The following is a 21,867-nucleotide window of genomic DNA, read 5'->3' as shown; positions in this document are numbered from 1 at the left end:
CGAGCCGCCCCCCGGATTAGGATCCTCGGCATGGCCCCCCGCACCTGCCCCGCCTGCGGCCGCCCCCAGGGCACGAACGGCGACTGCATCTCCTGCCGCGACGCGGCCGCCCGCGAGCTCGCCCGCGACGCGCGCGACGTGACGCCGGAGACGGCCGCCGCGCACGCCGAGTCGGCGCGGCGCTTCCTGGCGCGCCCGCCCTGGTACGCGAAGACCGCGCCGGCGAAGCTGCGCAGCAAGCTGCGCCTGCTCTGGATGGTGATCCGCGACTACGCGAACGGCACCTACCGCAAGGTCCCGTGGAAGGCGGTCGCCGCGCTGGCGGCGGCGGTGGTGTACGTGGTCTCGCCCATCGACCTCGTCCCCGACTTCCTGGTGCCGTTCGGCTTCACCGACGACGTCCTGGCGCTCGCGCTGACCTGGGGGCTCGTGAAGCGCGAGCTGCGCGAGTACTGCCAGTGGAAGGGGCTGTCGCCGGCGCACTTCGGGCTCTGATCGCGGGCGCCGGACGCGGCGCGGGCGGCGGGGATCGACCCCACCGCCCGCCGGTGCCGCACGCGTCAGGCGCGCGCGTCAGTGCTTGCCGTGGCCCTTCCCCTTGCCGGGGTGGCCGTACTCGCCGCCGTGCCCGCCATGGCCGCCGCCGTGGCCGCCACCCTCGTAGCGGGCGGGCGCGCCGTGGCCCTTGCCCGGGTGGTAGCGCTTGTACTTGCCGGGCGGGACCTGGACGAGGCGGGCCGGCACGTAGCGCGGCTGCATGTAGACCCAGCCGCCGCGCGGGCTGCGGGCGCGGTACCAGCCGCCGTCGTGGCGGACCCAGTACCAGCTGTCCACGAAGAAGACCTCCTCCTCGACGTCGGGCACCACCTGCACGCCGGGGGAGACCACCACGAGCTGCGGGATGACGACCGGAAGGTCCAGGCGAAGCTGCACCGAGGCCTGGGCCTCCGCGAGGCAGGGGAGCGCGAGGGCGCCCGCGAGGGCGATCAGGTGTCGCTTGTTCATAGGACGCGGAGGATCGGTCGATCGGCCGCACGCCGCAAGGCGGAGGGGTGCCCACATCGGCGCCCCCCCTCCGGCGGCAGTCCGGGTGCGCCGATCCAACCGCCCGGCATTCCTTGACAGGTGCCGCGGCGCGATCGTATATGACCGCCCTTCCGGAGGGCCGGTTCGTCGCGCTCCCATGCGCGCGGCCGTGTTTTCCTCCCCAGATTCCGAGGAGAAGCGATGTACGCGGTGATTCGGACCGGCGGGAAGCAGTATCGCGTCGCCCAGGGCGACCGGGTGAAGATCGAGAAGCTCGCCGGCGACGTCGGCGGGAAGGTGAACTTCGACGTGCTGCTCGTCGGCGGCGAGGGCGAGGCGAAGGTCGGCAAGCCGACCCTGGCCGGCGTCACCGTCGAGGGCGAGATCGTCGCCCAGGGCAAGCACAAGAAGGTCATCCACTTCCGGAAGAAGAAGGAAGGCTGGACCAAGAAGCGGGGCCACCGTCAGCCCTACACCGAGGTCCTCATCACCACGGTCCGGGCCTAAGGCCCGGGGCGAACGGAGCAGGAAATGGCTCACAAAAAGGGACAGGGCTCTTCGCGCAACGGGCGCGACTCTCCCGGCCAGCGCCGCGGGATCAAGGTCTACGGGTCCGAGAAGGTGGTCGCGGGCAACATCCTCGTCCGCCAGGTCGGCACGCTCGTCCACCCCGGCCAGAACGTCGGCATGGGCAAGGACTTCACGCTGTTCGCCCTCATCGACGGCACCGTGAAGTACAGCCGGACCCGCGGCGACCGCCGCGTGGTGTCGGTGCTCCCCGGGGCGTAAGCTCCCCTCGCCTCCGGCACGGCTCGGGGCGACGGCACTGCGCGCGCCGCGGATCCTCGGGTCCGCGGCGCTTCGCGTTTCTCGAGGTCGCTCGTGAAGTTCGTCGACGAGGTGAAGATCCACGTGAAGGCCGGCGACGGCGGCGACGGCGCCGTCGCGTGGCGTCGCGAGAAGTTCATCCCGCGAGGCGGCCCGGCCGGCGGCGACGGCGGCAACGGCGGCGACGTGGTGCTGGAGGTCGATCCGCAGCTCTCCACCCTGCTCGACTACCGCTACATCCGCGAGCACAAGGCGCGGAACGGCGAGAAGGGCAGCGGCTCGGACATGAACGGCAAGGACGGCGCGGACCTGGTCCTGCGCGTCCCGCCGGGCACGGTGGTGAAGGACGCGGCCACCGGCGAGCAGCTCTGCGACCTGGGGACCGCGGGCGAGCGCGTCGTGATCGCGAAGGGCGGCCGCGGCGGCCTCGGCAACATGAACTTCGCGAGCTCGACCAACCAGGCGCCGCGCTACGCCGAGGACGGCACGCCGGGCGCGGAGCGGGACCTCGTCCTCGAGCTGAAGCTGCTCGCCGACGTGGGGATCGTGGGCTACCCGAACGCCGGGAAGTCCACCCTCATCAGCCGCATCTCGCGCGCGCGCCCGAAGATCGCGGACTACCCGTTCACCACGCTCACGCCGAACCTCGGCGTGGTCGGCTGGCGCGAGCGGAGCTTCGTGGTCGCCGACATCCCCGGGCTCATCGAGGGCGCGCACGCCGGCGCCGGCCTGGGGCACCAGTTCCTCCGCCACGTGGAGCGCTGCCGCGTCCTCATCCACCTGGTGGAGGGCGCGAACCCGGAGCCGGGCCGCGCGCCCAAGGCGGACCTCGACGCGATCAACGCGGAGCTCGCCGCCTACTCCGACGAGCTGGCGAAGAAGCCGCAGATCGTGGCGGTGACCAAGATCGACGTCCCCGAGGCGCGCGCCGCCGGCGTGAAGCTGCAGAAGCTGCTGGGCCGGCGCAAGAAGCCGGTGCCGGTGCACCTCGTCTCGGCCGTCACCGGGGAGGGGCTGGACGCCCTCCTCGACGCGGTCGGGCGCGCGCTCTTCAAGGAGGCGCGGCCGCACCGCGGCGGCGGCGGCAAGAAGCTGGCGAAGCCGAGGGCGCGCGCGTGAAGCTGGGCGACCCCGCGTTCGTGCTCCCGGAGCGCCGGGCCCGCATCGACGCGGTGGTGGCGAACCGCACCCGCACGCTCACGGTGGTGATGGAGGCGTTCTGCGATCCGCAGAACGTGAACGCGGTGCTGCGCACCTGCGAGGCGTTCGGGATCCAGACGCTGCACGCCGTCGAGGGGCCCATGAAGCCCTACGACCGCAACAAGAAGATCAGCCAGAACGCCGACAAGTGGCTGGACGTGCGGCGCTGGTCCTCCACCGCCGAGTGCCTCGCCCACCTCCGCTCGGAGGGGTTCGCGATCTACGCCACGCACCTGGGCGAGCGCTCCACGCCGATGGCCGGGCTCTCCTTCGCCGGCAAGGTGGCGCTCGTGTTCGGGAACGAGCAGCGCGGCGTCTCGGAGGAGGCGCTGGCGGTCGCCGACGCCTGCTACGCGATCCCCATGCGCGGCTTCGTCCAGTCGCTGAACGTCTCGGTGGCGGCGGCCATCTCGCTCGCCCACGCGGTGGAGCGGCGCGAGGTCGAGCGCGGCCGGCACGGGGACCTGCCCGACGACGAGGCGCAGGTGCTGCGGGAGCGCTTCTACCTGCTGGCGGTGAAGCAGCGCAGCCGCATCGCGAAGGCCGAGGCGGTCCGCGACCGGATCGCGCGGCACGCGCGCACGCGCCGCTAGCGCTGCGCCGGCGGCCCGGGTGGTGCGTCCGGTGAGAGCGGCGCGGGGCGCTTCTGCGCGGCGCGCCACCCCGCGACGGCGCCCACCAGCGCGGCGGCGCCCAGCACCCAGGGCGCGGCGTGGTCGAGCGCGCGGCGGAACGGGGCGCGCTCCGCGGCCGCGAACAGCGCCAGCCCGGCGATCCCCATCACCAGCGAGAACGCGAGCGCGCCGCGCGACACCCGGCCCTTCCCCGGCCGGCCCCGGACCGCCGCGAGCCGCAGCCCGGCCGCGATCCCGACGAGCCCGGCCCCGATCGCCATCCACGCGCCGGTGAGCCCGCCCACGAGGCCGGCGAAGTCGTACGCGTTCACGGCGCGCAGCCCTCCCAGAACGCGGCCAGGTCCGGCGGGAGCGGCGCCTCCAGCCGGACCGGCGCGCGGGTGAGCGGGTGCGGCAGCTCGAGCCGCCAGGCGTGCAGCGCGTGGCGCGGCAGCCGGAGCAGCGCGAGGTCCGCGTCGGTCATCGCACGGCGGGTGAACCGGTCGAAGATCTCCTCGTCCGGCCCGTAGATCTTGTCGCCCACCATGGGCAGCCCGGCGTGCGCGAGGTGCGCGCGGATCTGGTGCTGGCGCCCGGTGCGCGGGCGGCAGGCGAGCAGCGCCACCGGCGCCCCGTCCGGCGCCCGGCGCCGGGCCAGCACCTCGAACGCGGTCTGCGAGGGCAGCCCCTCCGCGGCCACGTGCATCCGCACCCGCACGGCGGACGCGCCGGTGAGCGCGAGCGGCGCGTCCACCGTGAACGCGTCCTCCGCCGGCGCGCCCAGCGCGAGCGCGAGGTAGGTCTTGTGCACGCGGGCGTGCGCGAAGTCGCGCTTCAGGACCTTCGTCACCTCGGGCGCGGTCCCGCAGGCGAGCAGGCCGGAGGTCTCGCGATCGAGCCGGTGCGCCGGATCGACCTTGCGGTCGGGGTAGCGGAGCTTCGCGAGCGAGGTGAACGTGTTCGCCGCGTAGCGCGCGGTGGGGTGGACCGGCAGCCCGGCCGGCTTGTCCACCACCAGCAGCGCGCCGTCGTCGTGCACCACCCCGAACTCCTGGGGCGTGTCCGGCTCGGCCTCGGCGTCCTTGAGGAGCGCGAAGGAGAGGCCCGGCGCGACGCGGGTGGACGGCTTCAGCCGGCGGCCGTCGTCCGTCTCGAGGCGCTGCGCGATGAGCCGCTGCACCCGCTCGCGCGACAGCCGGCGGATCTTCTCCTGCAGGTAGCGATCGAGGCGCCACCCGGCGTAGTTCGGCTCGACCGTGAAGCGGACCCGGACCTGCTGCGTCACCGGCGCACCATACACCGGCGGCCGCCGCCGCGCCCCCGTCCCCGCGAGGCCCGGTCAGGCCCGCGCCGCCAGGAACGCGAGCACCGCGTCCGCGGCCCGCTCCCCCGCCCGGCCGTCCCAGAGCGCCGGGATGCGGCCGCGTCCCGGGCCCGCGTCGAGCGCGCGGCGGGCCTCCGCCACGATGCGCCCGGGGTCGGTGCCCACCACGTGGTTCGTGCCCTCGGCGACGGTGATCGGGCGCTCGGTGTTCTCGCGCAGCGTGAGGCAGGGGACGCCGAGCGCGGTGGACTCCTCCTGCAGGCCGCCGGAGTCGGTGAGCACCAGGCGCGCGGCGCTCGTGAGCGAGAGGAACTCGAGGTAGCCGAGCGGCTCGACCAGGCGGAGCGCGGCGGCGGCGCCGGCCAGCGCCGGGTCGGCGAGGCGGGCGCGGGTGCGCGGGTGGACCGGGAAGACCACCGGCAGCGCGCGCGCGACCTCCGCCAGCGCGCCGAGCAGCCGCCCGAGCGCGGCGGGATCGTCCACGTTGGAGGGCCGGTGGAGCGTGAGCACCGCGTACCCGCCCTCGGCGAGGCCCAGCCCGCGCCAGGTCGAGAGCGCGCGGGCGCGCGGCAGGTGCTCGCGGAGCGTGTCGATCATGAGGTTGCCGACCCGGGCCACGCGCGCCGCGGGGACGCCCTCGCGCGCGAGGTTCTCGTCGGCGTCGGGGCTCGGGGTGAGCAGCAGGTCGGAGAGGTGGTCGGTGACCACCCGGTTCAGCTCCTCCGGCATGGTCCGGTCGAAGCTGCGCAGGCCCGCCTCGAGGTGCGCCACCGGGATCCCGAGCTTCGCCGCCACCAGCGCGGCCGCCACCGTCGAGTTCACGTCGCCGGGCACGACCACCAGGTCCGGCCGCGGCGCCGCCTCGAGCAGCGCCCGCTCGAACGCGATCATCACCCGGCCCGTCTGCTCGCCGTGCGTGCCGGAGCCGACCCCCAGGTCGAGGTCGGGGCGGGGCAGCCCGAGCTCGGCGAAGAACACGCCGCTCATCCGCTCGTCGAAGTGCTGGCCGGTGTGGACGAGGCGCTGCGCCGCGCCCCGCCGGGACAGCGCCGCCATGAGCGGGGCGACCTTCATGAAGTTGGGGCGGGCGCCGACCACGTGGAGCACGAGGGCCATGTCGAAAGCTAGGCGGCCCGGCGTTCGCCCGAAATGACCCGCGAGCGCACCGGCCCGACGCGCGGCCCGGGGGCCGTTCCGAATGAATTCAGAGGCCTCGAAACCTGCCGTTGACTCGGGGGATCCCCCCGCGTACTTTGCAGTCCCGGTTTGAGACACGTCGCAGTCATCATCCCGGCCCGGTACGGCGCCACGCGCTTCCCGGGAAAGCCCCTCGCCGATCTGGCAGGCAAGCCCCTCATCGCCCATGTGGTCGAGCGCGCGCAGCGCGCGCGCGGGGTGGACGTCGTGGCCGTGGCCACCGACGACGACCGGATCGTGCGCGCCGTCCGCGCCGCAGGGGGCGAGGCCATCCTGACCGGGCCGGCCGCGACGGGCACGGACCGGGTGGCGGAGGCCGCGCGCAAGCTCGCGCCGCGGCCGGAGATCGTGGTGAACCTGCAGGGCGACGAGCCGCTCATCGAGCCGGAGGCCATCGAGGCGGTCATCGGCGCGATGGCCGGCGGCGCCCGGATGGCGACGCTCGCCCGCCCGCTCGCCGAGGGCGAGCTGGAGCGGACCCAGGTCGTCAAGGTGGTGACCCGGGCGAGCGGCGACGCGCTGTACTTCTCGCGCGCGCCCATCCCGCACCGGCGCGCCGGCGGCGAGAGCCCGCTGGCCCGCGCCCACGTGGGCATCTACGCGTTCACCGCCGAGTTCCTCGAGACGTTCACCGCGCTCGCGCCGGGCAGGCTCGAGGGCGAGGAGGCGCTCGAGCAGCTGCGGGCGCTGGAGCACGGGTACGACATCCGCGTGGCCGACACCGGCTACCGGGGTTTCGGGATCGACACGCCCGACGACCTGGAGCGCGCGCGGGCGCTCCTGGCCGCGGGGGCGTGATCCGGGGAGAGCACATGGTCAAGCGGGGAAAGAAGACGAAGTACCTGTTCGTCACCGGCGGCGTGGTGAGCTCGCTCGGCAAGGGGCTCTCGGCGGCGTCGATCGGCGCGCTGCTCGAGAACCGCGGGCTGGAGGTCCAGCACCTCAAGCTCGACCCGTACATCAACGTGGACCCGGGCACGATGAGCCCGTTCCAGCACGGCGAGGTGTTCGTCACCGACGACGGCGCCGAGACCGACCTCGACCTCGGGCACTACGAGCGCTTCACCAGCGCCAAGATGACCCGGCGGAACAACTACACCACCGGCCGCATCTACCAGAACGTCATCCAGCGCGAGCGCCGGGGCGAGTACCTGGGCAAGACCGTGCAGGTGATCCCGCACATCACCGACGAGATCAAGGCGGTGATCCGCGAGGCCGCCGGGGGCGCGGACATCCTCATCGTCGAGGTGGGCGGCACCGTCGGCGACATCGAGTCGCTGCCGTTCCTCGAGGCGATCCGGCAGATGAAGTACGACGTGGGCGAGGAGAACGCGGTCTACGCCCACCTCACGCTGGTGCCGTTCATCGCCGCGGCCGGCGAGCTGAAGACCAAGCCCACCCAGCACAGCGTCAAGGAGCTGCGCGAGATCGGCATCCAGCCCGACCTGCTGCTGTGCCGCTCGGACCGCGAGATCCCGCGCGACATGAAGGACAAGATCGCGCTGTTCTGCAACGTGGACCCCTCGGCGGTGTTCACCGCCCTCGACGTCCCGTCGATCTACGAGGTCCCGCTCTCGCTCCACCGCGAGGGGCTCGACGACAAGCTGGCCGAGCTGTTCAACATCTGGAGCCGCGCCCCGCGCCTCGAGCGCTGGGAGACCATCGTGGACAAGGTGAAGAACCCGCGCCGCGGCGAGGTGCGGATCGGCATCGTCGGCAAGTACGTGGAGCTGCACGAGAGCTACAAGAGCCTCAACGAGGCGCTGGTCCACGGCGGCATCGCCAACGACGCGCGGGTGAAGCTGGCGTTCATCGACTCGACCAAGCTGGAGGAGGGCGACCTCTCCGACCTCGACAAGGTGGACGCGATCCTGGTGCCGGGCGGCTTCGGCATCCGCGGGACCGAGGGGAAGATCCTGGGCGTGAAGTACGCCCGCGAGCACAAGGTGCCGTTCTTCGGCATCTGCCTCGGCCTGCAGATGGCCGTCATCGAGATGGCGCGCAACGTGCTCGGGCTCGCCGGCGCGAACTCGCTCGAGTTCGACGAGCAGACGCCGCACCCGGTGGTCACGCTGATGGAGGGGCAGAAGGGCGTGACCGACAAGGGCGGGACCATGCGCCTGGGCGCGTACCCCTGCGCCTTGAAGGAGGGCACCAAGGCCCGGGCGCTGTACGGCGCCGACCTGGTGCACGAGCGCCACCGCCACCGCTTCGAGTTCAACAACGACTACCGGGCCCAGTTCGAGGCGGCCGGGATGGTGTTCTCGGGCGTGAACCCCGACCTCGGCCTGGTGGAGATGATCGAGCTGCCCGGCCAGCACTTCGTGGGCTGCCAGTTCCACCCCGAGTTCCGCTCCAAGCCCTTCGCGCCGCACCCGCTGTTCGCGGGCTTCGTGAAGGCCGCCCTCGAGCACCGCGACGCGCAGCAGCGCCAGCCCTCGGCCGAGGTGAAGAAGCTCCCGGTCGGGAAGAACGGATAGCCGATGTCCCAGCCGATCCTGGCCCGCGTGGGCGGGCACCTCGTGGGCGACGGGCAGCCGCTCCTGCTCATCGCCGGGCCGTGCGTCATGGAGGACGAGGCGCACGGCCTCCGCCACGCCCGCCGCGTGAAGGAGCTCGCCGCGCAGCACGGCGTGCCGGTGGTGTTCAAGGCCAGCTTCGACAAGGCGAACCGCTCCTCCGGCAAGAGCTACCGCGGCCCCGGCCTGGAGGCGGGGCTGGCCGCGTTCCAGGCGGTGAAGCGCGAGACCGGGCTGCCGTGCCTCACCGACGTGCACGAGACCTGGCAGGCCGAGCCGGCCGGGCGGGTGGTGGACGTGCTGCAGGTGCCCGCGTTCCTGTGCCGGCAGACCGACCTCGTCATCGCCTGCGCGCGCCACGGGCGCGCCGTGAACGTGAAGAAGGGGCAGTTCCTCGCGCCGCGCGAGATGCGCCACGCGATCGCCAAGTGCCGCGAGGGCGGCAACGAGAACGTGTTCCTCACCGAGCGCGGCGCCACCTTCGGCTACGGCAACCTGGTGGTGGACATGCGCGCGCTGGTGCAGATGCGCGAGCTGGGCGTCCCGGTGTGCATGGACGCCACCCACAGCGTGCAGATGCCGGGCTCGGGCGGCGACACCACCGCCGGCGACCGGCAGTTCGTGGCGCCGCTGGCGCGCGCGGCCGCCGCCGTCGGCATCGACGCGCTGTTCATGGAGATCCACGAGGACCCGGCGGTGGCGAAGTCCGACGGGCCCAACTCGCTCGACTTCCCCACCGCCGACCGCGTGCTCCGCGAGGTGCTGGCCGTCCGGCGCGCGCTGGGGCAGCCGTGACCGAGGCCGAGCTCCTCGCCCGCGCCGCGCGCGTCCGGCTGGTGCTGCTGGACGTGGACGGCGTGCTCACCGACGGCCGGCTCTACTACGGCCCGGACGGCGAGGCGCTGAAGGTGTTCGACGTGAAGGACGGCCACGGCATCGTGCTCCTGCGCGAGCACGTGCCGTTCGGCGTCGTCTCCGGCCGGCCGGGCAAGGCCTCGGAGGCGCGCCTGCGCGAGCTGCGCTTCCAGCACCTGGTGTTCGGAGAGCGCGACAAGCTGGCCGGCTACGCGCGCCTGGCGCACCTCGGCGTCCCCGACGCCGAGGTGGCGTACATGGGCGACGACGTGAACGACGTGCCGCTGCTCGCGAAGGTGGGCCTCGCCGCCTGCCCCGCCGACGCGCGGCCCGAGGCGAAGGCGGTCGCGCACCTCGTCACCGCCGCGCCGGGCGGCCGCGGCGCGGTGCGCGAGCTGTGCGACCTGCTGCTCCGCGCCCGCGGGCTGTAGGCGCGACCTCCAGGGCCGAGGCCGCGCGGGGCTGACGATCGCCCCGGATCCCGTGCTAGCGTGCGCCCGCCATGGCCGTACCGCTCCGCAAGCGGATCAAGAGGAGCGTCCGCTCCGCGCTGGTCCGCGCCGCCCTCTGGATTCTGGGCCTGCTGCCCCTCGGCCCCGCGCTCGCGCTCGGCGGGCTGGTGGGCCGCGCCGCCTACCACCTCGCCCGCGGCACCCGCCGGCTCGCGCTCGGGAGCCTCGCCGTCGCGTTCCCGGAGAAGCCCGAGGCCGAGCGCGAGGCCATCGCCCGCGCCATGTTCGTGCACCTCGGGCGCACCGCGCTCGAGCTCGCCGCGATCCGCAGCTACGACGCGCGGCTCGAGACCTACGTCGAGCTGTCGCCGCCCGGGCTGCTCCAGGAGGTCATCGCGCGCGGGCGCGGCATGGTGTTCGTCACCGGCCACGTGGGGAGCTGGGAGCTCCTCGCCCGCCGCATCGCCCGGGCCGGCATCCCGAACGCCGTGATCGCCAAGGCCGGCGGCGACGCCGGGCTGAACCGGGTGGCGGAGCGCTTCCGGGCCGCCGGCGGGGTCACCACGCTCTGGCGCGAGAACCCCGACACCGGCCGCGCCATCATCCGCACCTTCCGGCAGGGGAAGGCGCTCGGGCTGCTCATCGACCAGGACACGAAGGTCCAGGGCGTGTTCGTCCCGTTCTTCGGCCGGCTCGCGTACACGCCGCGCGCCGCGGCCGACCTCGCGCTGCGCTTCGGCGCGCCGGTGGTGGTCGGCACGATCCGGCGCCGCGGGCCGCGCGCCGGGGACGGCCACCTCCTCGAGTGCGTGGAGATCCCGTTCGCCGCCGACCCGCCCGACCGCGAGGCCGAGGCGGTGCGGCTCACCGCCGCCTGCTCTGCCGCCCTGGAGGCAGCCATCCGGCGGAACCCCGCCGAGTGGGTGTGGATGCACCAGCGCTGGAAGACGCGCCCCGAAGGCGAGGCCCAGGCCGGCGGTCCCCAAGCAAAGGCAATGCCGAAAAGCGCTGAGCTTTCACGCGGCTAGGGCGCCCGGGCATAAAGCAAGGTCTGTGCCTGTCGATCCAGCAAGGAAAGAATGCTATGTTTCAGCGGCTTTGGATGCGGACGGCGGCCGGGTTGGCCGCCGCTCTCGCGCTCGGGCTCGGCACCGGATGCCAGCCCGCCCAGCCCGTGGAGGCGCGTGACGTGGTGCCTGAGCTGATGCTCGAGGGGGTTCGGTTCCGCGTCTGGCGGGAGGCGGACCTGCGCGTCGAGGGCGAGGCGCGCACCGCGACCCTGGAGCGCGACTCGACCCTGCTCCGGGCCCGCGACGTCGTGGCGGTCCTCCCGCGCGCTGGGGACCCGGTGCGGATCGCCGCGCCGGAAGGCTCGGGGGTCCTGTCTGCTCACACCTTCGAGGCGCGCGGCGGTGTCACGGTGCGTCACCAGGACGACGTCGCCCGGACGCCCAGCGCCCGGTACACGCCCGAGGGAGAGGGCGGGATGGTCCGCGGCGACCAGGCGCTCACCGTGGACGGGCGCGGCTACCGGCTCCAGGGCACCGGGTTCGTGCTCGACGCCGGCACCGGCGAGCTGACGCTGGGCGGCAGCCCGCGGCTGACCGGCGGGGGGGAGCCGCGGTGATCGCGCTCCTCGCCGCCGCGCTGCTCGCCGCCGCTCCGGCGCCGGCCCAGGGCAAGCCCGCCGCCGTGCGGCCCGCCGCGAGGGGCGCGGCGCGGACGGCCCCCGACTACCGCGTGGACGCCGCCGAGGTCCGGTACGCGTTCCAGCGCCGCGAGGTGGTGTTCACCGGCAAGCCGGTGACGCTCACCCGCGACGACGCGGTGCTGACCTGCGCGCGCCTCGAGGCGAAGAACGACGAGGCGGGCGTGATCGAGACCGCGGTGTGCCGCGGCGACGTGAAGCTGGTCCGCGGGGAGCGCACCGTCACCTGCCAGACCGCCACCTACGAGAACGCGCCCGCGCGGGTGACCTGCGACGGCGCGGCGGTGCTGCGCGATCGCGGCACCGAGGCGCACGGTCAGCGGCTCGTGTACGAGCTGCGCACCGACGAGGTGAAGCTGGAGGGCGGCGGCGCGCCGGTCCGGATCACCGTGCCGGGCGCCGAGGTGGAGCAGCGGCGGCGCGAGCTGGACGCGCAGCGCAAGGAGCGGGGGAAGTGACCGCGGCCGCCGGCGACGGGCTCCTCAGGGCCGAGGGGCTGGTGAAGTCCTACCGCGGCCGCCGCGTGGTGGACGGCGTGTCCTTCCACGTCGCGCCGGGCGAGGTGGTGGGGCTGCTCGGCCCGAACGGCGCCGGCAAGACCACCTCGTTCAACATGGTGGTGGGGCTGGTGGTGCCGGAGAAGGGGAAGGTGACGCTCGGCGAGCACGATGTCACCCGGCTTCCCATGCACCGCCGCGCGCGGCTCGGCGTCGGGTACCTGCCGCAGGAGGCGTCGATCTTCCGCAAGCTCACCGTCCGGCAGAACTTCGTGGGCGTGCTGGAGGCGCTCGGCGTCGGGCGGGCCGAGCGCAACGCGCGCGCCGCGGCGCTGCTCGCCGAGTACCGCCTGGAGAAGGTCGCGGACTCGCTGGGCGAGCAGCTCTCCGGCGGCGAGCGCCGCCGCGCCGAGGTGGCGCGGAGCCTGCTCTCCAGCCCCCGGTACATCCTGTTCGACGAGCCGTTCGCCGGCGTGGACCCGATCGCGGTGGGCGAGCTGCAGCGCCTCATCGGCGGCCTGCGCGATCGCGGCATCGGCGTCCTCATCACCGACCACAACGTGCGCGAGGCGCTCGGCATCTGCGGGCGCGCGTACATCCTCTCCTCGGGCTCGATCCTCGAGCAGGGCACGCCGGTCGAGATCGCCGCCAGCCCCCGCGCGCGGGCCGTGTACCTCGGCGACAAGTTCAGGCTGGACGACCACCAGCCAGCGGAGCCTCGATGAGCCTCGAGCTGAAGCAGCACCTCAAGATGACCCAGCAGCTGGTGATGACGCCCCAGCTGCAGCAGGCCATCAAGCTCCTGCAGCTCTCGCGCATGGAGCTGGTCGATCTCATCCGCACCGAGATGACCGAGAACCCCATGCTGGAGGGGGCGGACGAGAACGACGAGCAGGCGGTGCCCGACGGCGCCAGCCCCGCCGAGCAGGCCGAGATCGAGGCGAAGCCCGAGCACAAGGAGGCGGAGAAGGCCGAGGAGGTGAAGGGCGAGGAGGGCGCGAACGAGATCGACTGGGACCAGTACCTCGACCAGTACCAGCTCCAGGGCCACACCGCGCCGTCCAACCGCGGCCTCTCCGACGAGGAGATGCCCGGCTACGAGGCCACGCTCACCAAGAAGACCGACCTCGTCGATCACCTGGTGTGGCAGCTGCGCCTCTCGAACTTCACGCCCGAGGAGGAGCAGGTCGCGATGCTCATCATCGGGAACCTCGACGACGACGGCTACTTCAAGATGCCGGCGGTGGAGGGCGAGGCCGACGAGGCCACCTCGCGCGACCCGCTGGTGCGGGTCGCGTTCGAGTCGGGGCAGGGGATCGAGGTCGCCGAGCGGGTGCTGCGCAAGGTGCAGACGTTCGATCCGCTGGGCGTCGCCGCCCGCAACCTGCGCGAGTGCCTGATGATCCAGGTGGACGCGCTCAACGCCGACACGCCCGAGATCGTCGCGATCATCGAGCGCCACCTGAAGCACCTCGAGTCGAAGAACTACCAGGCCATCGCCAAGGACCTGAAGGTTCCCATCGAGGAGGTGGTGAAGGCGGTGAAGGTGATCAGCCGCCTCGAGCCGAAGCCGGGCCGCGCCTACTCCGGCGAGGAGGCGCAGTACATCACCCCCGACGTCTACGTCCACAAGATGGGCGACAAGTACGTCACGGTCCTCAACGACGACGGCCTCTCGAAGCTGCGCATCTCCGGCATGTACCGCGCCGCGCTCAAGAACGGCGAGGCGGGCAAGGCGAAGGAGTACATCCAGGAGAAGCTGCGCAGCGCGGTGTGGCTCATCCGCTCCATCCACCAGCGGCAGCGGACCATCTACAAGGTCACCGAGTCGATCGTGAAGTTCCAGCGCGACTTCCTCGACAAGGGGATCGCGCACCTGAAGCCGCTCATCCTGCGCGACGTGGCCGAGGACATCGGGATGCACGAGTCCACCGTCTCGCGCGTCACCACGAACAAGTACGTCCACACGCCGCAGGGCATCTACGAGCTGAAGTTCTTCTTCAACTCGGCCATCCAGAAGACCGGCGGCGACGAGATCGCGAGCGAGGCGGTGAAGAACCACATCCGCCAGATCGTGGCGGCCGAGGACCCGAAGCACCCGCACTCGGACCAGAAGATCGTCGAGCTCCTGAAGGGCCAGAACATCGAGATCGCCCGCCGCACCGTCGCGAAGTACCGCGAGGTGCTGGGGATCCTGCCCAGCTCGAAGCGCAAGAAGTACTTCTAGCCGCCCGCGGCGTCCCGGGAACCGGCGACGGGGCGGCCCCGCGCGCGGCGGCCGGCCGGGCGCCCGATCGCGGCAGCGCGCACGCCCCGTCAGGCCCGAGGCAGGGGCGAACGCCGGATCGATCGCGGCGGCCCTGGGGTATTATGACCTCGACATGTTGCCAGCTCCGGCAGCATTCGCGGCCGCGGCACCGACGGGAAACAGCGCCCGCCGGACCGCGGCCGAAGCATTTGCGGTCCTCCCAAGGAGGCGGTTCATGCAGGTGAACATCACCTTCCGGCATCTGGATCCCACCGAAGCCCTCAAGGCCCACGTCCGCGATCGCGTCGAACGGGTGCAGAAGTACATCGACCGGCCGACCGAGGCGTACGCGGTCCTCCACCTGGAGAACCTGAAGCACCACGCAGAGCTGACCGTGAAGGCGGGGCGCTTCCTGCTGCGCGGCACCGCCAAGACCGGGGACATGTACGCGTCGATCGACGCGGCCGCCGACAAGATCGAGCGGCAGCTGAAGAAGCACAAGGAGAAGCTCCTCAACCACAAGGCCGCCGCCGCGGGCACGGAGCGCCCGACGCTGGACGTCCGGCACGACGTGCTCGGGATCCTCGAGGACCCCTCGCGCCCGAGCCACAAGGTCATCAAGAGCACCGAGTTCCAGGCGAAGCCCATGTCGCTCGACGAGGCGATCCTCCAGCTCGACCTCCTCGACGCGAACTTCTACGTGTTCCAGAACACGGAGGACCGGAGCATCAACGTGGTGTACCGGCGCGACGACGGGAACGTCGGCCTCATCGAGGCGCGCCCGGCCTGATCGCGGCGGCGGGGCGCGGCGTCCCCGGGCGCCGCGTCCCGCCCGTCGCGGCTCCGGCGCGACGCCGCGGCCGCCTTGCCTTCTTGCCCACACGTTGCCACCTGTGTTAGCTGACGCCGGTCCGCCATGAAGATCGTCGAGTTCCTCCGGTCCGACGCCGTGATCGCCAGCCTCTCCGGGCAGGCGGCGCCCGCCGTGCTGGCCGAGCTGGTCCGCCCGCTCGCGGCCAGCCAGAAGGTGGACGGGCAGCGGCTCGTCGAGACGCTGCTCGATCGCGAGAAGCTCGGCTCCACCGGCATCGGCGAGGGCGTGGCCATCCCGCACGGCAAGGTCCCGGGCCTGCCCGGCCTGATGGCGAGCTTCGGCCGATCCGCCGGCGGCGTGGACTTCCGGGCCATCGACGGGAAGCCCACGCACCTGTTCTTCGCCCTGTTCGCCCCCGAGAACTCGGCCGGCACGCACCTCAAGGCGCTCGCCCGGATCAGCCGGATCTTCAAGAACCCGGCCTTCCGCGAGGCGATCATGAAGGCGCCCGGGTCGGCCGAGATCTACCGCCTCATCGAGGCGGAGGACGCGAAGTACTGACGTCCCGCCGGGCGCCCGCCCGGTCGCCGGCCATCCGCCACGCTGCGCCGTAACTCCGCGTCTACACGGGGATTCCCTGCGTCGCCGCGGCGCTCGGGGGGTGCCCCGTCTGGGTTTGACGTGGAGCGGAGCGGCCGGGTATGGTCGCGCCCGGCCCGGGAGGAAGCGAGCGGTGGGATCCATCATGAAGATCGACTGCAGCGGCATGCGCTGCCCGCAGCCGGTGCTGAAGCTGGCGGTCGAGACCGCCGAGACGCCGTCCGGCACGATGGTCGAGATCACCGGCGACTGCCCCACGTTCGAGAAGGACATCCGCACCTTCTGCGAGCGCCGCCGCAAGACCCTGCTCTCGGTCCGCGGCGACGGCGTGAAGACGGTGATCCAGATACAGTACTGAACGGGATCCGCCCGCCCTTCGACGGGCTCGGGCGAGCGGAGCCGGACGGACCGCTCGCGGTGAGCCTGCCCTTCGGCGGGGCTCAGGGTGAGCGGACCCGGAGACCGCTCGCGGTGAGCCTGTCGAACCGCGAGCAGAGCGGGCACCACGATGGCGTCGAGCCGGATCGGCCTCTACTTCTGCCGCTGCGGCCCGAACCTCGGGCGCGCGGTGCGGCTGCCCGATCTCTCCGCGCCCGGCGCGTTCCCGGCCGCCGCCGACGTCGCCGTCCACGACGTGCTCTGCTCGCCGGAGGGCCAGGCGTGGCTCGCCGAGCGGATCCGCGCCCGCGGGCTGGATCGCGTGGTGCTGGGCGCCTGCTCGCCGCGCGAGCACGAGCACACGTTCCGCGGCGTCCTCGCCGGCGCGGGGCGCTCGCCCTGGCAGCTCCACATGGTGAACCTGCGCGAGCAGGTCGAGTGGCTGGGCGGCGCGCCCGCGGACGTGACCGCGCGCGCCCGGCGCCTCGTGGCCGCCGGCCTGGCGCGGGTGGCGCTGCAGCGGCCGCTGCCCGAGGCCGACGTGGAGGTGAGCGCCGACGCGCTGGTGGTGGGCGGCGGCGCGGCGGGGATCTCGGCGGCGCTGGCGCTCGCGCAGAAGGACCGCAAGGTCGTGCTGGTGGAGCGCGCGCACGCGCTGGGCGGGCTCGCGAACCGGCTCGACGAGGTGTTCCCGGACCTCGCCTGCGCGAGCTGCTTCATGGAGCCGGCGCTCGATCGCGTCCTGCACTCGGACCGCGTCGAGGTGGTGACCGGCGCCGAGGTCCGGCGGGTGCGGGGCTCGGCCGGGCGGTTCACGGTGGAGCTGGCCGTCGCGCCGCGCCACGTGGATCCGGCCGCGTGCCTGGGCTGCGCGGAGGTGTGCGGCGCCGCCTGCCCGGTCGAGCTGGCCGATCCGCCGGGCGGCGGGCCGGCCCGCAAGGCCATCCACCTGCCGTACCCGGGGTGCCTGCCGCACGCGGCGGTGGTGGACCGCGCCGCGTGCCTGCCCGGTTGCGACGCGTGCGCGGGCGCCTGCCCGTTCGGCGCGGTGCGCCTCGGCGAGGCCCCGCGCCTGGGCGAGGTGGAGGTGGGCGCGATCGTGATCGCGACCGGCCTCGAGCCCGGCGCGGTGGACGGGCCGGAGGGCCTCGTGTCCTCCTACCAGCTCGAGCGGATGCTCCACCCGGACGGTCCCACCGGCGGCGCGCTGCGCGGCGCGGGCGGGCGGACGCCGGAGGCCGTGCTGCTCGCCACCACCGCGGCGGAGGCCGACGGGGAGCTGGCGCTGCGGGAGGTGCTGAAGCTCGCGCAGCGCGTCCGCGCCCGGCTGCCCTCGGCGCGGGTCGCGGTCGCGGGCGGGCTCGATCGCGCGCCGCAGCTCGCCGGCCTGGCGGCCGCGCTCCGGCGCGACGGGGTCGAGCTGCTCCCGGGGGCGCTCGTCGAGGGCGGCGTCGCGGCGGCGGCGGCGGGCGCGCTCGAGGTCCGGCTGGCCGAGCCCGGCGGCGGCACCACGCGCCGGCGGGCTGACCTCGTCGCCGTGCACGCGCCCTCGCGCGGCTCGAGCGGCGCCGCGGCGCTCGCCGCGCTCCTGCGCCTCGCGCCCGACGGCCGCGGGTTCCTGGGCGACGGCGGCGCGAGCCCGTTCGAGCCCACCGCCACCCGCACCGCCGGCGTCTACGTGGCGGGCGCGGCCGCCGGCCCGCGGAGCATCCGCGAGGCCATCCGCGACGGCGCCGCGGCGGCCGGCCAGGTGCTCGCCACCCTGCGGCCCGGGGAGCGGCGCGCGCTCGAGCCGCTCGCGGCCGAGGTGGACGCGGCGCTGTGCGGCGGCTGCGGAATGTGCGTCGCCGCCTGCCCGTTCGGCGCGATGGTGATCGACGGCGCGGACGGGAAGGCGAGGGTGCTGGCGGGGGACTGCCGCGGCTGCGGCACGTGCGCGGCGGCCTGCCCGACCGGCGCGGCCAGCGCCCGCCACTTCACCCGCGCGCAGATCGCGGCGGAGATCTCCGCGCTGCTGGCGGGGAGGTGAGCGGGGTGGCGCACCAGCCGCGCATCGTGGCGTTCCTGTGCAACTGGTGCGCGTACGCCGCCGCGGACCGCGCCGGGCAGCAGCGCCTGGAGATGCCGCAGAGCCTGCTCACCGTGCGCGTGATGTGCACGGGGCGGGTGGAGCCGGGCTTCGTGCTCCAGGCCTTCCGCGAGGGCGCCGACGGCGTGCTGGTGGCCGGCTGCCACCCGGGCGAATGCCACTACCTCGACGGCAACCTGCGCGCCGCCGCCCGCGGCGCGGTGCTGGCGCGGGCGCTCGAGCAGGCCGGGATCGAGCCGGAGCGCTTCCGGATGACCTGGGCGGGCGCGAACGAGGCCGAGCGGCTCGCCGGCGAGGTCCGCGAGATGACCGCCGCGCTCCGCGCGCTCGGGCCGCTCGACTACCCGCGCCGCGCGCTCGACGGCGCCGGGCTCGACGCCGCGCTCGCCGGGGCCGGCCCCGGGGCCGCCGCCGCGCTGCCGCCGCGCGCGCCCGGGAAGCCGCGCGTCGCCTTCTACTGGAACGCCTCCTGCGGCGGCTGCGAGGAGGCGGTGGTGGACCTGGGCGACGGCTTCGCCGGCCTGCTGGAGCGCGTCGAGGTGGTGCTCTGGCCGGTCGCGACCGACCACAAGCGCGCCGACGTGGAGGCGCTGCCCGACGGCGGGATCGACCTCGCGTTCGTGAACGGCGCGGTGCGCCTCGACGAGCAGGAGGAGTGGGCGCGGCTGCTGCGCCGGAAGGCGCGCACGGTGGTCGCGTTCGGCGCCTGCGCGCACCTCGGCGGCGTGGTGGGGCTGGGGAACCTGTCCGAGCCGGAGGCGCTGCTCGAGGCCGCCTACCGCGCGCCGCCCAGCGTCTCGAACCCGGAGGCGCCGCTGCCGGGGGGGCCGGTCCGCGCGGACGGCGCGACGCTCTCCCTGCCGGTGCTCCTGCCGCGCACGCTCACGCTCGCCGACGTGGTCTCGGTGGACTACACCATCCCCGGCTGCCCGCCCTCGCCCGCGGTGGTGCAGGCCGCGCTCGACGCGCTGCTCGGCGACGCTCCCCCGCCGCGCGGCGCGGTGCTCGCGCCGGACGTCTCGCTCTGCGAGGACTGCCCGCGCAAGGGCTCGCGGCCGGAGCGCATCGAGCTCCACGCGCTGCGCCGGCTCGCCACCTCCGCCGTCGATCCCGAGCTGTGCTTCCTCGCCCAGGGGCTCGTGTGCATGGGCCCGGCGACGCGCCAGGGCTGCCAGCCCGGCTGCGTCGAGGCGGGGATGCCCTGCCGCGGCTGCTTCGGGCCGCTCGACGGCGTGCGCGACGGCGGCGCGGCGATGCTCTCCGGCTTCGCCTCGCTGCTGGGCGGCGCCGACCCGGCCGCGCTCGGGGCGGCGGTGCCGGATCCGGCGGGCACGTTCTGGCGCTACTCCTACGCGGCGGCGCTGCTGCCGCGGCGCGTGCGGCCGGCCGGGCCGGCCGGGGAGGGCGCGTGACCCGGCGGATCACCATCGACCCCATCACCCGGCTCGAGGGGCACGGGAAGATCGAGATCCTCCTCGACGACCGCGGCGACGTGGAGAGCGCGTTCCTGCAGGTCCCGGAGCTGCGCGGCTTCGAGCGCTTCTGCGTGGGCCGCCCGGCCGAGGAGATGCCGCAGCTCACGGCGCACGTGTGCGGCGTGTGCCCGGCGGCGCACCACATCGCCGCGGTGCAGGCGCTCGACGCGCTCTACGGCGTCGCGCCGCCGGCGGCGGCCCGGCTCGCCCGCGCGCTCTACTACCAGCTCTTCATCTTCGAGGATCACCTCCTCCACTACTGGTACATGGGCGGCCCGGACTTCTACGCGGGCTCGGACGCGCCCGCGCCCATGCGCAACATCCTCGGCGTGCTCGCGAAGGTCGGCGCCGACCTGGGCAAGCGGATCCTCTCGGCCCGGCGCGAGGCGCGCGAGCTGATGGCGGCGCTGGCCGGGCGCACCGTGCACCCGGTGTTCGCGCTGCCGGGCGGGATCTCGAAGGCGGTGGACGCCGCCACGGTGGAGCGCGCCCGCGCGCTCGCGCCCGGGCTGGTGCGGTTCGCGGAGGACACGCTCGCGTCGTTCCGCGCCGCGGTGCTCGACCACCCGGAGTACTCGGAGGCGCTCGCGAGCGAGGCGTACCGGGTCCGCTGCCACTCGATGGGCATGGTGGACGGCGGCGGCCGGCTCGCGTTCCTGGACGGGCGGCTGCGGGTGATCGACCCGGCCGGCCGCGAGCTGGCGGCGTTCGCGCCGCGCGACTGGCTCGACCACCTGGCCGAGCGGGTCGAGCCCTGGACGTACGCGAAGCTCACCTACCTGAAGGCGAAGGGCTGGACGGGGTTCACCGAGGGCGACGACACCGGGCTCTACCGCGTCGGCCCGCTGGCGCGGCTGAACGTGGCGCGCGCGATGGCCACGCCGCGCGCCGAGGCGGAGCGGCAGCGGCTGTTCGAGGCGCTGGGCTGGCCGGCGCACCAGACGCTGGCGTTCCACTGGGCGCGGCTGGTCGAGGCGCTCCAGGCGGCGGAGACCGCGCAGCAGCTGGCGGGCGATCCGCGCCTCGGCGATCCGCACGTGCGCGAGGTGCCGGCGCCGCTCCCCGGGCCGCGCGAGGGCGTGGGGGCGGTGGAGGCGCCGCGGGGCACGCTGTTCCACCACTACGCCGCCGACGCGGACGGGATCCTCACCGCCGCGAACCTGGTGGTCGCGTCCCAGCACAACGCCGCGCCGGTGCAGGTCTCGGTGCGCAAGGCGGCGAAGGGGCTCATCCGCGGCGGGAAGGTGGACGCGGCGCTCCTGAACCGCCTGGAGATGGCGTTCCGCGCCTACGATCCCTGCAACGCCTGCGCGTCGCACGCGCTGCCCGGCGAGCTGCCGCTGGTGGTCACGGTGCGCGGCGCCGACGGCGCGGTGCGCGAGGTGATCCGGCGGCGCGTGCCGGAGGACGCGGACTGATGGCGGCGCACGCGCGCCTCGGTCCCGCTCGCGGTTCGACGGGCTCACCTCGAGCGGCGCTTCGAACGGCCGCTCGCCCCCGGCCTGTCGAGGGGCGAGTGGATGGCGCTCGGTCCGGCCGGGCCCCGCCTCGAGCCCGCCACGGGTGGCCATGGGCCCGGTCCTGATCCTGTGCCTCGGCAACCCGCTCCGCCGCGACGACGCGGTGGCGCTGCACGTGGCGGCGCGGCTCTCGGCCCGCCCCGAGCCCGGCGTCGAGGTCCGGACCAGCGCCCGGGCCGGGCTGTACCTGCTCGACGACATGGAAGGCTTCGACCGCGTGGTGGTGGTGGACGCGGTGCGCACCGGGGCGGCGCCGCCCGGCACCGTGCACGCGCTGCCGCTCGAGGCGATCCACGCGCCCGAGGGGCCGTCGCCGCACGCCATCGGCCTCCCCTCGGCCGTCGCCCGCGCCCGCGCCGCCGGCGCGCCGGTGCCGTCGCGGATCCAGCTCGTGGCGGTCGAGGTCGAGATCCTGGACGAGGTGGGCGAGGGGCTCACCCCCGCGGTGGCCGCGGCCGTCCCGGCCGTGGAGTCGGCCGCGCGCGCCGCCGCCCGCGCGCTGGCGGGCGCCGCCGGTTAGACG

The 21,867-nt window shown here is 74.4% G+C and carries 25 protein-coding genes; 21 read left to right on the top strand and 4 right to left on the bottom strand.

The genetic code is table 11. From position 1 onward, the window contains the following. Window positions 1-30: 30 nt before the first annotated feature. The gene (locus tag ADEH_RS21615) at window positions 31-495 is read left to right on the top strand and encodes a YkvA family protein (protein WP_011423230.1); all 465 of its coding nucleotides are present in this window, start codon (window positions 31-33) and stop codon (window positions 493-495) included. Window positions 496-573: 78 nt separating this feature from the next. On the opposite strand, the gene ADEH_RS21610 is transcribed toward ADEH_RS21615, so the two are convergent. Beyond that, window positions 574-1,005 carry a hypothetical protein gene (locus tag ADEH_RS21610; RefSeq protein WP_041453759.1) on the bottom strand — a complete coding sequence of 144 codons (432 nt, stop codon included), beginning with the start codon at window positions 1,003-1,005 and terminating at the stop codon, window positions 574-576. Window positions 1,006-1,227: 222 nt separating this feature from the next. Between ADEH_RS21610 and rplU the strand changes: the two genes are divergently transcribed. From rplU to ADEH_RS21590, 4 genes are all read left to right on the top strand, one after another. Beyond that, the gene (rplU, locus tag ADEH_RS21605) at window positions 1,228-1,533 is read left to right on the top strand and encodes a 50S ribosomal protein L21 (RefSeq protein ID WP_011423228.1); all 306 of its coding nucleotides are present in this window, start codon (window positions 1,228-1,230) and stop codon (window positions 1,531-1,533) included. Between the two features lie 24 nt (window positions 1,534-1,557). Then, on the top strand, window positions 1,558-1,815 hold the full coding sequence (gene rpmA / locus ADEH_RS21600) for a 50S ribosomal protein L27 (RefSeq protein WP_011423227.1): 258 nt from the start codon (window positions 1,558-1,560) through the stop codon (window positions 1,813-1,815). A gap of 93 nt (window positions 1,816-1,908) precedes the next feature. After that, complete coding sequence (obgE, locus tag ADEH_RS21595; RefSeq protein WP_011423226.1) at window positions 1,909-2,973, top strand: GTPase ObgE; 1,065 nt, start codon at window positions 1,909-1,911, stop codon at window positions 2,971-2,973. Beyond that, the gene (locus ADEH_RS21590; RefSeq protein ID WP_011423225.1) at window positions 2,970-3,647 is read left to right on the top strand and encodes a TrmH family RNA methyltransferase; all 678 of its coding nucleotides are present in this window, start codon (window positions 2,970-2,972) and stop codon (window positions 3,645-3,647) included. Before obgE ends, ADEH_RS21590 begins: the two co-directional genes overlap by 4 nt. Here the strand turns inward: ADEH_RS21590 and ADEH_RS21585 are convergent. From ADEH_RS21585 to wecB, 3 genes are read right to left on the bottom strand one after another with little or no spacing between them, the layout of a single operon-like run. Next, window positions 3,644-4,000 carry a hypothetical protein gene (locus tag ADEH_RS21585; RefSeq protein ID WP_011423224.1) on the bottom strand — a complete coding sequence of 119 codons (357 nt, stop codon included), beginning with the start codon at window positions 3,998-4,000 and terminating at the stop codon, window positions 3,644-3,646. The genes ADEH_RS21590 and ADEH_RS21585 overlap by 4 nt on opposite strands. Further along, window positions 3,997-4,968: an RluA family pseudouridine synthase gene (locus tag ADEH_RS21580; protein WP_041453758.1), complete on the bottom strand. Its 972-nt coding sequence runs from the start codon at window positions 4,966-4,968 to the stop codon at window positions 3,997-3,999. The genes ADEH_RS21585 and ADEH_RS21580 overlap by 4 nt, the downstream gene beginning before the upstream one ends. A gap of 39 nt (window positions 4,969-5,007) precedes the next feature. Then, window positions 5,008-6,108, bottom strand: a complete 1,101-nt coding sequence (gene wecB / locus ADEH_RS21575; protein ID WP_011423222.1) for a non-hydrolyzing UDP-N-acetylglucosamine 2-epimerase — start codon at window positions 6,106-6,108, stop codon at window positions 5,008-5,010. Window positions 6,109-6,258: 150 nt separating this feature from the next. On the opposite strand from wecB, the gene kdsB reads away from it, so the two are divergent. From kdsB to ADEH_RS21495, 16 genes are all read left to right on the top strand, one after another. Then, entirely contained in the window at window positions 6,259-6,987 is a 729-nt protein-coding gene (gene kdsB / locus ADEH_RS21570) for a 3-deoxy-manno-octulosonate cytidylyltransferase (protein ID WP_011423221.1), read from the top strand. Between the two features lie 14 nt (window positions 6,988-7,001). Next, a complete protein-coding gene (locus tag ADEH_RS21565) occupies window positions 7,002-8,669 on the top strand; it encodes a CTP synthase (RefSeq protein ID WP_011423220.1) in 1,668 nt (555 codons plus the stop codon). 3 nt (window positions 8,670-8,672) lie between these two features. Further along, entirely contained in the window at window positions 8,673-9,503 is an 831-nt protein-coding gene (kdsA, locus tag ADEH_RS21560; RefSeq protein ID WP_011423219.1) for a 3-deoxy-8-phosphooctulonate synthase, read from the top strand. Then, window positions 9,500-9,994 carry a KdsC family phosphatase gene (locus ADEH_RS21555; RefSeq protein ID WP_011423218.1) on the top strand — a complete coding sequence of 165 codons (495 nt, stop codon included), beginning with the start codon at window positions 9,500-9,502 and terminating at the stop codon, window positions 9,992-9,994. Before kdsA ends, ADEH_RS21555 begins: the two co-directional genes overlap by 4 nt. A 71-nt stretch (window positions 9,995-10,065) precedes the next feature. Then, window positions 10,066-11,043 (top strand): lysophospholipid acyltransferase family protein, encoded by a 978-nt coding sequence (locus ADEH_RS21550; protein WP_011423217.1) that lies wholly within the window; start codon window positions 10,066-10,068, stop codon window positions 11,041-11,043. Between the two features lie 161 nt (window positions 11,044-11,204). Further along, window positions 11,205-11,642: a hypothetical protein gene (locus ADEH_RS21545; protein ID WP_232287373.1), complete on the top strand. Its 438-nt coding sequence runs from the start codon at window positions 11,205-11,207 to the stop codon at window positions 11,640-11,642. Continuing rightward, window positions 11,639-12,181 carry an LptA/OstA family protein gene (locus ADEH_RS21540; RefSeq protein ID WP_011423215.1) on the top strand — a complete coding sequence of 181 codons (543 nt, stop codon included), beginning with the start codon at window positions 11,639-11,641 and terminating at the stop codon, window positions 12,179-12,181. Before ADEH_RS21545 ends, ADEH_RS21540 begins: the two co-directional genes overlap by 4 nt. Beyond that, window positions 12,178-12,945, top strand: coding sequence for an LPS export ABC transporter ATP-binding protein (lptB, locus tag ADEH_RS21535; protein WP_011423214.1), 768 nt, complete (start codon window positions 12,178-12,180; stop codon window positions 12,943-12,945). Before ADEH_RS21540 ends, lptB begins: the two co-directional genes overlap by 4 nt. After that, on the top strand, window positions 12,942-14,447 hold the full coding sequence (gene rpoN / locus ADEH_RS21530; RefSeq protein ID WP_011423213.1) for an RNA polymerase factor sigma-54: 1,506 nt from the start codon (window positions 12,942-12,944) through the stop codon (window positions 14,445-14,447). Before lptB ends, rpoN begins: the two co-directional genes overlap by 4 nt. A 256-nt stretch (window positions 14,448-14,703) precedes the next feature. After that, window positions 14,704-15,258 carry a ribosome hibernation-promoting factor, HPF/YfiA family gene (gene hpf / locus ADEH_RS21525; RefSeq protein WP_011423212.1) on the top strand — a complete coding sequence of 185 codons (555 nt, stop codon included), beginning with the start codon at window positions 14,704-14,706 and terminating at the stop codon, window positions 15,256-15,258. 126 nt (window positions 15,259-15,384) lie between these two features. Continuing rightward, a complete protein-coding gene (locus ADEH_RS21520) occupies window positions 15,385-15,843 on the top strand; it encodes a PTS sugar transporter subunit IIA (RefSeq protein ID WP_011423211.1) in 459 nt (152 codons plus the stop codon). A gap of 184 nt (window positions 15,844-16,027) precedes the next feature. Further along, the gene (locus ADEH_RS21515; protein WP_232287372.1) at window positions 16,028-16,240 is read left to right on the top strand and encodes a sulfurtransferase TusA family protein; all 213 of its coding nucleotides are present in this window, start codon (window positions 16,028-16,030) and stop codon (window positions 16,238-16,240) included. Window positions 16,241-16,390: 150 nt separating this feature from the next. Further along, entirely contained in the window at window positions 16,391-18,289 is a 1,899-nt protein-coding gene (locus tag ADEH_RS21510) for a 4Fe-4S dicluster domain-containing protein (protein WP_011423210.1), read from the top strand. Between the two features lie 5 nt (window positions 18,290-18,294). After that, a complete protein-coding gene (locus ADEH_RS21505) occupies window positions 18,295-19,761 on the top strand; it encodes a hydrogenase iron-sulfur subunit (RefSeq protein ID WP_049760152.1) in 1,467 nt (488 codons plus the stop codon). Continuing rightward, window positions 19,758-21,242: a Ni/Fe hydrogenase subunit alpha gene (locus ADEH_RS21500; RefSeq protein WP_011423208.1), complete on the top strand. Its 1,485-nt coding sequence runs from the start codon at window positions 19,758-19,760 to the stop codon at window positions 21,240-21,242. Before ADEH_RS21505 ends, ADEH_RS21500 begins: the two co-directional genes overlap by 4 nt. A 151-nt stretch (window positions 21,243-21,393) precedes the next feature. Beyond that, a complete protein-coding gene (locus ADEH_RS21495) occupies window positions 21,394-21,864 on the top strand; it encodes a hydrogenase maturation protease (RefSeq protein WP_011423207.1) in 471 nt (156 codons plus the stop codon). Window positions 21,865-21,867 lie beyond the last annotated feature (3 nt).

The sequence above is a fragment of the Anaeromyxobacter dehalogenans 2CP-C genome, from assembly GCF_000013385.1.
Lineage (GTDB): Bacteria > Myxococcota > Myxococcia > Myxococcales > Anaeromyxobacteraceae > Anaeromyxobacter > Anaeromyxobacter dehalogenans_B.
The sequence above is the reverse complement of the archived record's forward strand: the minus strand, read 5'-3'. Positions and strand labels throughout refer to the sequence as shown.

Excerpts from the sequence above, each read along its gene's own strand:
- ADEH_RS21615 (WP_011423230.1), top strand. The coding sequence starts at position 31 with ATGGCCCCCCGCACCTGCCCCGCCTGCGGCCGCCCCCAGGGCACGAAC.
- ADEH_RS21610 (WP_041453759.1), bottom strand. The coding sequence starts at position 1,005 with ATGAACAAGCGACACCTGATCGCCCTCGCGGGCGCCCTCGCGCTCCCC.
- rplU (WP_011423228.1), top strand. The coding sequence starts at position 1,228 with ATGTACGCGGTGATTCGGACCGGCGGGAAGCAGTATCGCGTCGCCCAG.
- rpmA (WP_011423227.1), top strand. The coding sequence starts at position 1,558 with ATGGCTCACAAAAAGGGACAGGGCTCTTCGCGCAACGGGCGCGACTCT.
- wecB (WP_011423222.1), bottom strand. The coding sequence starts at position 6,108 with ATGGCCCTCGTGCTCCACGTGGTCGGCGCCCGCCCCAACTTCATGAAG.
- ADEH_RS21565 (WP_011423220.1), top strand. The coding sequence starts at position 7,002 with ATGGTCAAGCGGGGAAAGAAGACGAAGTACCTGTTCGTCACCGGCGGC.
- kdsA (WP_011423219.1), top strand. The coding sequence starts at position 8,673 with ATGTCCCAGCCGATCCTGGCCCGCGTGGGCGGGCACCTCGTGGGCGAC.
- ADEH_RS21550 (WP_011423217.1), top strand. The coding sequence starts at position 10,066 with ATGGCCGTACCGCTCCGCAAGCGGATCAAGAGGAGCGTCCGCTCCGCG.
- rpoN (WP_011423213.1), top strand. The coding sequence starts at position 12,942 with ATGAGCCTCGAGCTGAAGCAGCACCTCAAGATGACCCAGCAGCTGGTG.
- hpf (WP_011423212.1), top strand. The coding sequence starts at position 14,704 with ATGCAGGTGAACATCACCTTCCGGCATCTGGATCCCACCGAAGCCCTC.
- ADEH_RS21520 (WP_011423211.1), top strand. The coding sequence starts at position 15,385 with ATGAAGATCGTCGAGTTCCTCCGGTCCGACGCCGTGATCGCCAGCCTC.
- ADEH_RS21515 (WP_232287372.1), top strand. The coding sequence starts at position 16,028 with ATGAAGATCGACTGCAGCGGCATGCGCTGCCCGCAGCCGGTGCTGAAG.
- ADEH_RS21510 (WP_011423210.1), top strand. The coding sequence starts at position 16,391 with ATGGCGTCGAGCCGGATCGGCCTCTACTTCTGCCGCTGCGGCCCGAAC.
- ADEH_RS21495 (WP_011423207.1), top strand. The coding sequence starts at position 21,394 with ATGGGCCCGGTCCTGATCCTGTGCCTCGGCAACCCGCTCCGCCGCGAC.